The sequence below is a fragment of the Exiguobacterium sp. MH3 genome, assembly GCF_000496635.1.
GTDB lineage: Bacteria > Bacillota > Bacilli > Exiguobacteriales > Exiguobacteriaceae > Exiguobacterium_A > Exiguobacterium_A indicum.
In genome coordinates this window covers 1,783,714-1,796,129 of the sequence record NC_022794.1, presented here as the reverse complement: position 1 = coordinate 1,796,129, position 12,416 = coordinate 1,783,714, and the positions used below count along the sequence as shown (strand labels likewise).

Annotated in this window: 8 protein-coding genes; 5 read left to right on the top strand and 3 right to left on the bottom strand. The window is 44.4% G+C overall.

What is annotated here, in order from left to right; all coding sequences use genetic code 11:
• The first annotated feature begins 76 nt into the window (after positions 1-76).
• Together U719_RS09615 and U719_RS09610 are read left to right on the top strand one after the other, a co-directional pair.
• Positions 77-943 carry a helix-turn-helix domain-containing protein gene (locus U719_RS09615; protein WP_023468571.1) on the top strand — a complete coding sequence of 289 codons (867 nt, stop codon included), beginning with the start codon at positions 77-79 and terminating at the stop codon, positions 941-943.
• A 22-nt stretch (positions 944-965) separates the two neighbouring features.
• Positions 966-1,841, top strand: coding sequence for a helix-turn-helix domain-containing protein (locus U719_RS09610; protein ID WP_023468570.1), 876 nt, complete (start codon positions 966-968; stop codon positions 1,839-1,841).
• On the opposite strand, the gene U719_RS09605 is transcribed toward U719_RS09610, so the two are convergent.
• Positions 1,838-2,467: an FMN-dependent NADH-azoreductase gene (locus tag U719_RS09605; RefSeq protein ID WP_023468569.1), complete on the bottom strand. Its 630-nt coding sequence runs from the start codon at positions 2,465-2,467 to the stop codon at positions 1,838-1,840. The genes U719_RS09610 and U719_RS09605 overlap by 4 nt on opposite strands.
• A 176-nt stretch (positions 2,468-2,643) precedes the next feature.
• Here U719_RS09605 and U719_RS09600 point away from each other — a divergent pair, with 176 nt between their 5' ends.
• Positions 2,644-4,455: a bifunctional diguanylate cyclase/phosphodiesterase gene (locus U719_RS09600; protein WP_235147581.1), complete on the top strand. Its 1,812-nt coding sequence runs from the start codon at positions 2,644-2,646 to the stop codon at positions 4,453-4,455.
• Between the two features lie 82 nt (positions 4,456-4,537).
• Here the strand turns inward: U719_RS09600 and U719_RS09595 are convergent, their stop codons facing one another.
• Both U719_RS09595 and U719_RS09590 read right to left on the bottom strand, forming a co-directional pair.
• On the bottom strand, positions 4,538-5,215 hold the full coding sequence (locus U719_RS09595) for an amino acid ABC transporter permease (protein ID WP_023468567.1): 678 nt from the start codon (positions 5,213-5,215) through the stop codon (positions 4,538-4,540).
• A 2-nt stretch (positions 5,216-5,217) separates the two neighbouring features.
• Positions 5,218-6,060 (bottom strand): transporter substrate-binding domain-containing protein, encoded by an 843-nt coding sequence (locus tag U719_RS09590; RefSeq protein ID WP_023468566.1) that lies wholly within the window; start codon positions 6,058-6,060, stop codon positions 5,218-5,220.
• Positions 6,061-6,354: 294 nt separating this feature from the next.
• Between U719_RS09590 and gltB the strand changes: the two genes are divergently transcribed.
• Together gltB and U719_RS09580 are read left to right on the top strand one after the other, a co-directional pair.
• Positions 6,355-10,827, top strand: coding sequence for a glutamate synthase large subunit (gltB, locus tag U719_RS09585; RefSeq protein WP_023468565.1), 4,473 nt, complete (start codon positions 6,355-6,357; stop codon positions 10,825-10,827).
• Positions 10,824-12,290: a glutamate synthase subunit beta gene (locus tag U719_RS09580; protein ID WP_023468564.1), complete on the top strand. Its 1,467-nt coding sequence runs from the start codon at positions 10,824-10,826 to the stop codon at positions 12,288-12,290. Before gltB ends, U719_RS09580 begins: the two co-directional genes overlap by 4 nt.
• Positions 12,291-12,416 lie beyond the last annotated feature (126 nt).

The following is a 12,416-nucleotide window of genomic DNA, read 5'->3' as shown; positions in this document are numbered from 1 at the left end:
GATTTCTCCGTATACTTAATCAAATAATAAACACGCTGTTAAGTGAAAATGAAACTACAAGAAAGGAGCAGAAATTTTGGAAATCGAAGCATTTGGTCAACATATTAAACAACTACGTGTCGAAAGAAATTTAACGCAAACAGAATTAGCAAGAGATGTATGTAGCCAAGCGGAATTGAGTAAAATCGAAAATGGAAAAATCATGCCGACGATAGATATTGTTCAACGGTTATCCCAAAAGCTCCATACTTCAACGGCTCATCTCTTCATTGATGCGAATGAGACCAGTCTATTTCATCAATTTGATAGACAATTGTCTGACTTTTCTAGACGACATCGTTATGATGACATGCTTGATTTCATTAAACAAACACCAAATGATTTACCTTCTTCTGTTCAATTATTAATTCGTTATTTTGAGTGGGTAGCTCGTGAGGGTAAAAAAGATATTGACTACCGTACTTGTATTTCTCAATTACTTTACTTATCAGATCAAGAACAAATGGAAATCGAATACCCATCTATTTTCTTAAGAATTAAAATGTCTGTCGCAAACTATTATTATTTAAATCACCAATATCAATATGCGCGAAAAATATATGAAGAATTATTAGAGTATGATTATATGACATATGATTTGATAAAACTAAAATCTAAAATTATGTATAACTATGCGCAGCAACTGTACTTTCAATCAGATTTTGAAATGGGACTGAAGATAACGGAAAAAGGCATTCAATCATCTCTAGAAAGAAAAGATACGTCATTGTTAGGTCATTTTTTTTATCAACGAGGTTGTTTTTATGAAAAGTTAGATTATCCACGTAAGGACATTCAAGAAGCATTTACTCACGCGTATACCATATTTCACGCGTTAGACAATAGAAATCACGCTGAACTAGTATTAAATGGTAAACGTGATTTTTTATACTTTGAACTTTAAAATAGATGAAGGAGGAGATCGTATGAGTCATTTATCTTCATCAATAGGATATGAAATTAAACGGATTCGAAAAGAGAAAAATATGACTCAAGCTGAATTATGTAAGGGAATATGTAGTCAAGCCGAAATTAGTAAAGTAGAAAATGGTAAAAATTCACCAACAATTGATTGGTTACAACAAGTTGCAAAACGTCTTAAGGTACCGCTCTCCATGTTGTTTGAAGATCATCTTCGGAGTGATATGTTTACATCTTATGATCAACAATTATTGAGGTTGTTACAAAGTCATCAATTTGAAGAAGCCCGCATGATTATTGATGATATAAAAAACAAAATAGACTACGATGAGATAAAATTTTTAGCAATGTATTATGAAATTATCATTCATGAAAAACGAAATTTTAGAACTTATCTTGAAACCATTGGTGAATTTAAACAATTATTGATGCATACGTCATTACAATTCAAATCTCCAACGCTTTATTTAAGAATTCATATGGCAATCGCGATTTCTTTTATTGAGCATGAGGATTTTGATTCAGCAGAAAATAGCTTTCAAGAATTGCTTCGGTTTAACTATGACACAACTGAACTGAAAAAAGTTCGTATTAAGATTCTTTATAACTATGCAAAACAACTATCTGAACAAAATCGAAATCAACTTGGATTAGAGATTACTGAACAAGGCATTCAAGAGAGCTTGCAAATTGAAGATGGTCAACTTTTAGGTCAACTATATTATCAAAGAGGTTACTTCAAAAAAATTTTGAATCGTAACCCCTCTGACATCCAAAAAGACTTTACAATGGCGTACTCATTATTCCGTACCTTTAATCTACCTGTTCATGAAAAAATCTTACTTGAAAAAAATAGTTCATTTGTTTTATTTCGTATTTAGAATCGTTCACCTGTCTTTTTACATGCAAGAAGTGCCTGTTCAATCAATTCAGATGCACGATCGGGGTATTGTTGATGCCCTTCTAAAATGACTGTCGATACATCATCAATTCCGAAAAATGCTAATAAGTCTAACATGTAGCGAACAGCGTGTTCACTTGGTGCTTTCTCTTTTGTCGAGTAATCGCCACCGCGTGAATGAATCAACAACACTTGTTTGTTTTCAACCAGTCCGATCGAACCTTCAGCTGTGTAACGAAACGTTTGACCAGCCTGTGCGAGATAATCCATATAGTTGTGAAGCGGTGCAGGAACTGTTAAGTTCCACATCGGAAATGAAAAGACGACCTTATCGGCATCTAAGAATCCGTTTAAATATTCTTGAAGCCGTTGTGCGTGGATCGCATCATCTCCCGTTAATTCCTCTCCTTTAAATAGTCGACCTGCCGCATTCGCAAGCTTTAAATCAAAGAAGGGGAGACGTTCCTCGAATAAATTCAAAACCGTGATTGTATCGCCAGGATGATGCTCACGATACGCATTTAGGAAAGCATCGTTCAATTCAGAACTAATGCCTTTTTTTTGATGTGTGCTATCGTTGGCTTCAATAAACAGTAGATGAGACATAGTTAATCGCTCCTTTCTATACCTATCTATTCCCATTCTAATCAAAATCATGACTTCCCATTATTTTATTATTTTTAGAAAATTCAGGTTTTGTTTTGGTTCTGATAAGGAAAATAACCGACAGGAACTAGAAAGAGGGGATGGCGGTGAACACACAGCGACGTTCTTCCAATAGTTTGCAATATCATCGAGAAATCCGGGCAAATTATCAGTTGTTCGGGATGATCATTTTTGTATTGACGAGTTGTGGTGCCATTTTATATATCGTTGCTAACCTGTTTAGTCGTTCTGGTTTAAATGGGGAGGATTGGATTCGCGCTCTCGTCATTGCGAGTGCTGGAATAGCACAATACTTCATTGGTAAAAGTACACTGTCAGATCGGCTAAAGCCACATATAATGTCGAGTGTTTTTTTGTTGATTCCATACATTTATTATCCGTTCATCGATCGTGGTGTCCAAACGGTTTGGGCATGTGCACTTCTTTTCATTTTAGCGTCATTAGTCGTCATTAATCGGACAATGTTGCTGTATGCAACGAGCATTACGACGATTTCTCTTCTCTATATTTGGTATCATACTCCATCTTTTGAAAATGCCACGATGTTTGCATCCGATCACATCGCGCGCATTGGACTTATCTTGATTGCGACGATCATTAGTTTATTGATTCATAATCAATACGTCACCCGTCTTGAACGTAATATTGACTACCTAGCCCGTTTACAAGAACAAGCATTCACGGATCCTGTGACAGGTTTATCAAACCGATCTTCATTTGTGATTGAAGTAGATAAGAAGAAACGAGAAGGTGATATGATTTGTCTCGTTGATCTGGACGATTTCAAAACAGTCAACGATGCATTCGGATACCGAACTGGAGACCGCTCGTTACACATCATTGGCCGGCGATTGATGAATCACTTTCCGGACTGTACAATTGCGAAAGCAAGTGGAAGTGCTTTTTTATTGCATGCACCACACCATTACGATGCACGCGTGCTCTGTGATGATATTTTGTCGAGTGTAGCAGAACGTGTACAAATCGATTTTAAGCAGATTAATGTAACTGCAAGTATCGGTGTTTCATACATGAACGATGAAACAACAGACCATGTCATTAACGATGCAGAGATTGCATTATTTACAGCAAAGGCAAATCGAAAAAATACGTATGCGATTACAGATTTAGCGACTCAAAATGAACGAAAGCGAGCGCTTCAATTAACACGCGATTTGTACGATGCAGAGTTGGATCGTGATTTCTTCGTTTTATTTCAACCTCAAGTCAATGCACGAACGCGTCAAATCACAGGAGTGGAAGCATTAATTCGTTGGAATCACCCGGAGTATGGTCTCGTTCCGCCAAATGAGTTCATTCCACTTGCGGAACGGACACGTTTCATTGAAACGCTTGGAAGCTGGGTCATGCGACAAGCTTGCTTACAAGGAAAAGTATGGTTGGAAGAAGGGAAGGAACCTATAACGATTTCAGTGAATGTTTCGCCTTGGGAATTGCGACAACCTGATTTTACAGATCGAGTACTGACGACCTTAAAACAAACAGGTTTTCCACCATCACTCCTTGAAATCGAGATGACAGAACACATCTTCATCGAGGGAACGGAACAAATCATTGAGACATTGAATGCGCTCCATTTATACGGAATTCGAATTGCACTCGATGATTTCGGAACCGGTTTTTCCTCTATGCAGCCTCTCGTTGAACTTCCATTCGATCAATTGAAGATTCCGAAAGAAATCGTTCAAGAAGCGATTCATTCTGAAAAAAAACGAGCGATGATCGAGACAATCATTCAATTAGGGAAACGATTAGATATGACGATCGTCGCAGAAGGAATCGAACTAGAAGAAGAGGCAGCGTTGCTCGAGCGGTTAGGATGTCATACGTTGCAAGGGTACCTCTTCCATCGACCGCTACAACCGCGGCAACTCGAACATTTTTTAGCGATGTATCGGGAAGGGTAACCAATCAGTAAAAATTTAAAAAGCAAACAGGCGATGGACATGGTCCATCGCCTGTTTGTATAACAGTTTGCGAAATAATGAATCAGAGATACCGTGCAAAACGACGCTCGAGAATCTCTTGGATGACTGCGATACAGGAACAAATTCCCCAGTAAATGAACGCAACGACAAAGTAAACGGTCATATAATCAAATTCACGCCCACCAACGATTTTTGCCTTTTGAAATATTTCAGGGACAGTAATCATGGCAGCAAGCGACGAGGCTTTGACGAGATCAAGCAAGACGTTTGAAAGCGGTGGGATGGCGATTCGGATCGCTTGTGGCAAAATAATACCAACGAACGTTCGATATCGCGATAAACCAAGCGAAGCTGCCGCTTCTTCCTGACCACGATCAATCGATAGTAAGGAAGAACGAATGATCTCTGCCATGTACGCAGCACTATTCAAACTAAAACCGGTAATTGCTGCTGTTAACGCGTCCAGTTGAATATTGATGACCGGCAGTCCGAAATACAACATGAACAGCAACACGAGAATCGGAACACCTCGCATGAACGAGATGTAGGCGCTCGCTCCGATACGTAAAAGTCGAAGCCTAGACAGACGACAAAGGGCAAGGAGCAAACCAATTCCAAGACCAATGGCCATGCTGAGCAAGGAAATCCATAGCGTCTGTCCCAGTCCACTCAAAATATAAGGAAACGATTCAACCGCCAATTCCGGATTGAAGACGGACCGCCAATCAATCGAAGACATCGTTAATTCACATCGACGATCGTCGTTTTGACGTCAGGCATTTGAGAGACATCTTTTCCAGCATAGAATTGCTTCGAAATTTCCTTTAATGTGCCATCTTCCTTCATTTTATCGAGTTGTTCGTTAATGTTGGATTGAAGTTCCTTGTTATCTAAATCCATGATTAAACCAACCTGACTTGGATTATAAGCGATATCAGGGTGAATCGTAATATCGAAGTCCTTGAAGAAATCGACAGCGAGTGTTTGCAAGTAGTAATCATTCAAGATGACGTCTGTTCGACCATTTGAGACATCTCGTAGATACTGATCGTTCGTCGCGTTATCGTACGTGACTTCTTTTGCACCGTATTTTTTAGCAATCTGCATATATGTCGTTGTAGCTTCTCCGGCAGCTTTTTTCCCTTTCAAGTCTTCAAGAGACTTGATGCCTGATAAATCACTTTTACGGACGATTGCCGTACCATACGTATATTTATATGGTTTTGAGAACGCGAATTTTTCTTTACGATCATCGGTAATCGTAATGTCGTTAGCAGCAAGATCGACTTGACCTGTATTGACGCTTGTCAACATACCGTCGAATGACATCTCTTTGAATTTCACTTTCAAATCAAGACGCTTTGCTACTTCTTTGACGACTTCGACATCAAATCCAGTCAACTTATTGTTTTTCTCTTCATGGTAAGATGTCGGGAAAAGTGTACCAGCCGTCGCGACAACAATTGTGCCATCTTTTTGAATCTTGTCATATGCGGTTGCCTTCTCCTCTTGCTGACCACATGCGCTTAATAAGATCGAGCTTCCTGCGATCAAGAGACCCGTAAATTGCATTGTTTTTTTCATCGTATTATTCCTCTCTCTACTTCCATGATCAATAACTCTTTTCATAGTTAAAAATACCACGGAATCTTATGTTCGGGCAAAGTAATACGCGCACAAAGTGTAGAATTCAACTAAAAAAAATATTGAATGAATATCCATATTTATGTAAGCGTTATCAATGTTGATATATGGTATTTCTATCTTCAAAGGTTAAATAAAATGGTGATTATGCATAGTAGCGAATAAACATAAAAGAGTGTAAAGTATAATTTAACTGAATATACAGAAAATTAAGAAGGCAAGGAGAGTGCTACCATGACATTTCATCAGTACCCTGAACAGCAGGGATTATACGACCCTCGTATGGAACATGATGCGTGTGGGATCGGGGTTTACGCACATCAAACAGGACGAGCGAGTCATGAAATTGTTGAACATGCATTGGCCATGCTTTGTCAAATGGAACATCGTGGTGGACAAGGAAGCGATGCGAAGACGGGAGACGGGGCGGGTATTTTAACGCAATTACCAGATCGTTTGTTTCGTGAAACGGTTCGCCACATTTCCTTCCCTAAAAAAGGGGATTATGGCGTTTTCATGATGTTCTTACCACGTGAGGAACGGGAACGGATGCGACTCGAACGAACATTAGAATCCATCATCTTGACAGAAGGACAAGACGTCTTAGGATGGCGTACTGTACCTGTTCAGTCAGAAGTGCTTGGGTCGGGTGCCCGCCGCACGGAGCCAGTCATTCGTCAATGTTTCATTGGTGCAAAGGCGATGGAAGGATTGACATTTGAACGAACACTCTTTTTGATTCGTCGCGCATTTGAACGTGAATCAGAACAACTCGGTCTTGAACAATACGTCTTGAGTAGCTCGAGTGAAACGATCGTTTACAAAGGACTCGTGACGACGGATCAATTGCGCGCGTACTTCGATGACTTACGAGATGAGCGCTATCAATCAGGATTTGGTATCGTGCATTCGCGTTTTAGTACGAATACGTTCCCAAGTTGGAAACGTGCTCACCCGAACCGTTATTTGATTCACAACGGTGAAATCAACACGTTGCAAGGAAATATTCGGGCGATGCGCGGTCGAGAACGTCGACTGGCCGAGACGACGTATGGTAATCGGGCAGAGGAAGTGTTACCGATTCTAGATGAGACAGGTAGTGACTCGTCGATGCTTGATAATGCGTTTGAGTTTCTTCATCTGTCCGGACTCTCGCTCGCTGAGACAGCACTGATGCTCGTACCGGAACCATTCGAACATGCTGAGATCAGACCGGCTAAGCGCGCATATTATGAGTACCACAGTAGCATGATGGAGCCATGGGATGGTCCGTCTGCGATTGTCTTTACGAACGGAAAACAGATTGGTGCGACGCTTGACCGAAACGGTTTACGTCCAGCGCGATATGTATTGTTACGCGATGGTCACTTCATGTTGTCGTCAGAAGCAGGAGTACTCCCTCTTCGTGAACAAGACATCCTGTACAAAAAACGATTAGCACCGGGTGAACTGCTTTTACTCGACTTTGCGTCCGGTCAGTTGATCGCAGACGAAGAGATTAAACGGGAGCTAGCGACACGTCATCCCTACGCGGAGTGGCTCGCGCAAGAAGTCGTTTCCCTTTCAAGTAACGACTTCAAGGAAACACTCGTTGAACTTGGAACGAAACAACGACACTTCGGATATACGCGTGAAGATATCGATCAATACTTGATCCCGCTCGTCGAAGAACAAAAGGATCCGTTAGGTGCGATGGGGACGGATATACCGCTAGCGGTCTTAAGTGAACGCCCTCAATCCTTGTTCCGATATTTCAAGCAACTGTTCGCACAAGTCACGAATCCACCAATTGACGCGTTACGCGAAGAGATCGTCACCTCGACGCTGACATGGCTTGGTCGACAAGGGGAACTGCTGACGCCGAACCGCGCGAACTGTCGTCGTGTTCGCTTAGAGACCCCGATTCTGCGACCAGACGAAGCCCATGCGCTTAAACAAAGTGGACTTAAGCAAAAAACGATTTCGACGACGTTCACCGACTCGCTTGCAGAAGCGCTCGACATGATCGTTGATGAGGCTGTGACCGCTGCACGAAACGGGTATGAATTATTGACATTATCGGATCGTCTCGTACGCCCCGGCACATTGCCGATGCCAATCCTCTTAGTGACGAGTGCGATTCATCATGCGCTGATCCGCAAGGGATTACGTACAAATCTCAGCTTGATCGTTGAAGGGGGAGAGATTCGTGAAGTCCACCATGTCGCGACGTTGCTCGGATATGGTGCGGATGCGATTTATCCGTACCTGGCATATGCGACGCTTGAAGAAGCGGTAGGGGATCGTTTTACGGATGTAGACAAACGTTACCAAAAAGCAGTCACGGAAGGCGTCGTCAAAGTCATGTCGAAGATGGGCATTTCGACGGTCTTCAGCTACCGTGGTGCGCAAATCTTTGAAGCAGTCGGAATCGATCGCTCCGTCATCGACCAGCATTTCACTGGTACGGTCTCTCAATTGAGCGGGATGACGCTTGAACTGATGGAAGAAGAAGTCCGACGAGCACAACAGGTTGCAGATGAACGGATTTATTTAGAGTCCGGTAGTGTCTTCCGGTACCGTCAAGCAGGAGAACATCATGCCTTTAACCCAGCAACGATTCATTTGTTGCAACACGCATGCCGTACGAATGATTACCGGCTTTATCAAAAGTACGCTCAACGCATTCAGGAGGAGCCGGCAACGGTGCTACGACATCTGTTGACGTTCAAGGAGACGAAGGCGATCCCAATTGAAGAAGTTGAGCCTGTCAGCGAAATCGTCAAATACTTCAAGACGGGTGCGATGTCATACGGCTCGTTATCAAAAGAAGCGCACGAGACGCTTGCGATCGCGATGAACCGCTTAGGCGGAAAGAGTAATAGTGGTGAAGGCGGTGAAGAGGAGGAACGATACGAACGGGATGAAAATGGTGACTTCCGGATGAGCCGAATCAAGCAGATCGCCTCTGGTCGTTTTGGGGTGACAAGTCATTACCTCGTTCACGCGGACGAATTACAAATCAAGGTGGCACAAGGTGCGAAGCCCGGAGAAGGTGGTCAATTGCCTGGTGAAAAAGTCTATCCGTGGATCGCACGGGTGCGTGCATCGACACCGGGTGTTGGATTGATTTCCCCACCACCACACCATGATATCTATTCGATTGAAGATTTGGCCCAGTTAATTCATGACTTAAAACGTGCCAATGATCAAGCCCGGATTAGCGTCAAACTTGTCGCAAAAGGTGGCGTTGGGACGATCGCGGCTGGAGTTGCGAAGGGGCTTGCGGACGTCATTGTCATCAGTGGTCATGACGGCGGCACGGGTGCCTCGCCGAAGACGAGTATTCAACATGCCGGACTGCCATGGGAGCTTGGTCTTGCTGAGACGCACCAAACGTTGACATTAAACGGGTTGCGCGAGCGTGTCGTCCTTGAAACCGACGGAAAGCTATTGACTGGTCGCGACGTCATCCTCGCCGCGATGCTCGGAGCGAATGAGTATGGGTTTGCGACAGCTCCGCTCATCGCCGTCGGATGTATCATGATGCGTGCTTGTCATCTCGATACGTGTCCTGTTGGTGTCGCGACGCAAGATCCAGAGCTCCGTAAGAAATTCACGGGATCTGCCGATGACGTCGTCCATTTCATGACGTTCATCGCAGAGGAAGTACGAGAACATTTAGCGAAGCTCGGAGTTAGCCGACTACAAGATCTCGTAGGGCGGACGGACCTACTCGAACCATCGGAGCGACAACGGACGCATTGGAAGGCGAAGAGTCTTGATTTTTCGCGTCTCCTCGTTCACGTGACACACGGTCCGGCTGAACAACAACAGCATCATGTCGAGCGTTCCTTTGACGCGCGTGAAATCTCGCCGTATTTGGAGGCGGCAGATTTCAGTCAGCCTCAGACACTACGTTTAACGATTCAAAATACAGACCGTGCGATCGGAACGCAGACCGGTGCCATGCTAACAAGACGGTTTGGGGCCCTTGGTCTGCCAACGGATCGATTGAAACTCGAACTGAATGGATCTGCCGGACAAAGTTTAGGTGCGTATTTACCACGCGGAGTAACGCTTGATGTCACGGGAGAAGCGAATGATTACGTCGGGAAAGGATTGTCCGGAGGTATCATCGCCGTTCATCCTCCACGTTCGATTTCGTTCGTCTCGTCCGATCAGTCGATCATTGGTAACGTCGCACTTTACGGGGCGACGAGTGGAGAACTCTATGTCAACGGTCAGGCAGGTGAGCGATTTGCGGTTCGAAACAGTGGAGCCGTCGCTGTCGTCGAAGGAATCGGTAACCATGGACTCGAGTATATGACCGGTGGATCCGTTGTCGTCCTTGGCGATGTCGGAAAAAACTTTGCTGCCGGTATGTCAGGTGGTGTCGCTTATGTCTTGCCGCGTCATCCTGAACAATTTTTACAACGTGTCAACCGCGAACTCGTTTCGACGGGACCTGTCACGCATGTCGAAGAGATTGCGCGACTGAAGACGTTCATCGAACGTCACGTCGCACGGACCGGTAGTGAGCAGGGCGATGCGATTCTAGCGAACTGGGATCATGTCATTCATTCGTTCATCCGCGTCATTCCTTCGACGTATGAGAAAGTGACGACGTTGATGGCTGATTTCGCAAAACAAGGACACAACACCGAAGAAGCGATGTTGCTCGCATTTGAGACACATCTAGGGCGCAGAACAGGAGGGGTACGATGAAACGACGCGATCAATTCATGACAGTTGCTCGTTCGGGTGGAACGGAACGACATCCAAGCGAACGGGTGGGTGATTTTAAGGAATATAAGACGGCTTTGACGGAAGCGGAAGCGAGTCAACAAGCAAGTCGATGTATGGATTGTGGCACCCCGTTTTGCCATGTAGGGGAAGTATTTGATCAAGTGAAGATTGGTTGTCCAGTCTATAACTTGATTCCAGAATGGAACTTGCTCGTAGAAGAAGGACGTTTTCAAGAGGCACTCGATCGCCTTCTTGAGACGAACAATTTCCCGGAATTCACGGGTCGTGTCTGCCCAGCGCCATGTGAAGGATCGTGTACGTTGTCGATTCATGAACCTGCGGTCGCGATCAAAGATATCGAACGGACAATCATCGACATTGGCTTCGAAAAAGGATGGGTCGTGCCCCGAATTCCAGCAATACGATCGACACGTTCGATTGCCATCGTTGGATCTGGTCCTGCCGGTCTTGCGGCTGCCGATCAGCTGAATCAAGCCGGTCACCAAGTGACGGTCTACGAGCGGGAAGATCGGATTGGCGGATTACTCACGTACGGTATACCAGCCATGAAACTTGATAAAGAGGTCGTACAGCGCCGTGTTGATTTGCTTGAAGCAGAAGGGATCCACTTCCGGACGAACGTCACGATCGGTGCAGATATCACTCTCGAGACACTTGAAGCGGAGTATGACGCCGTTATCTTATGTGTCGGCGCGACGGAACCACGCAAATTAACGGATGCGCCAACGCGTGGGGTTGGTTATGCGATGGATTATTTGACAGGGGTGACACGTCACGTGCTCTCGCAAGAACCGTTGTCTGCTGATCACGATGCGAAAGATAAAGATATTCTCGTCATCGGTGGAGGCGATACCGGAGCGGACTGTGTGGCAACAGCACTCCGTCAACGCTGTCGCTCCGTCGTCCAATTCGGTAAACATGAACAACCGGGTACGACGCGTGCAACAGGAAACATGTGGCCGGATACACCGTCACTCTACTCCATCGATTATGGGTACGCAGAAGCGTTGCAACAATTCGGTCGGGATCCTCGTGAATACTTGATCGCGATCAAGCGATTCACAACAAGTGAATCGGGTCAAGTCACCGGTGTCTGGACGATTCAAACGACGAAAACAAAAACTGAATCGGGTACAGTGATCTTTGAGGAGATCGAAGGGAGCGATCGTTACTTCCCAGTCGATCAAGTCTGGATTGCCATTGGATTCAGTGGTGTCGAAGAGAACGTACTCGAACATTTAGCAGTCGCCTCGGAACGTGGGAAAATCAAGACGACACGTTACGCGACGAACCGTCCAGGCGTATTTGCCGCAGGTGACGCAAGACGTGGTCAATCATTGATCGTCTGGGCGATTCGCGAAGGTCGTGAAGTAGCAGAAGCCGTTGGACAATATTTAAAAGCAATGCAACAAACAGGCTAAATCACATCGTCTGGATTTTCTGGCATCATCGGAAATCCAGGCTTTTTTGTGTTTGGCAAAGAAATCTGCCAGTTCAAAAATAACTATTGATTTTGTTTCAAGGTGAAACACCGAAAATATTTCTGC

Excerpts from the sequence above, each read along its gene's own strand:
- U719_RS09610 (WP_023468570.1), top strand. The coding sequence starts at position 966 with ATGAGTCATTTATCTTCATCAATAGGATATGAAATTAAACGGATTCGA.
- U719_RS09605 (WP_023468569.1), bottom strand. The coding sequence starts at position 2,467 with ATGTCTCATCTACTGTTTATTGAAGCCAACGATAGCACACATCAAAAA.
- U719_RS09595 (WP_023468567.1), bottom strand. The coding sequence starts at position 5,215 with ATGTCTTCGATTGATTGGCGGTCCGTCTTCAATCCGGAATTGGCGGTT.
- U719_RS09590 (WP_023468566.1), bottom strand. The coding sequence starts at position 6,060 with ATGAAAAAAACAATGCAATTTACGGGTCTCTTGATCGCAGGAAGCTCG.
- gltB (WP_023468565.1), top strand. The coding sequence starts at position 6,355 with ATGACATTTCATCAGTACCCTGAACAGCAGGGATTATACGACCCTCGT.
- U719_RS09580 (WP_023468564.1), top strand. The coding sequence starts at position 10,824 with ATGAAACGACGCGATCAATTCATGACAGTTGCTCGTTCGGGTGGAACG.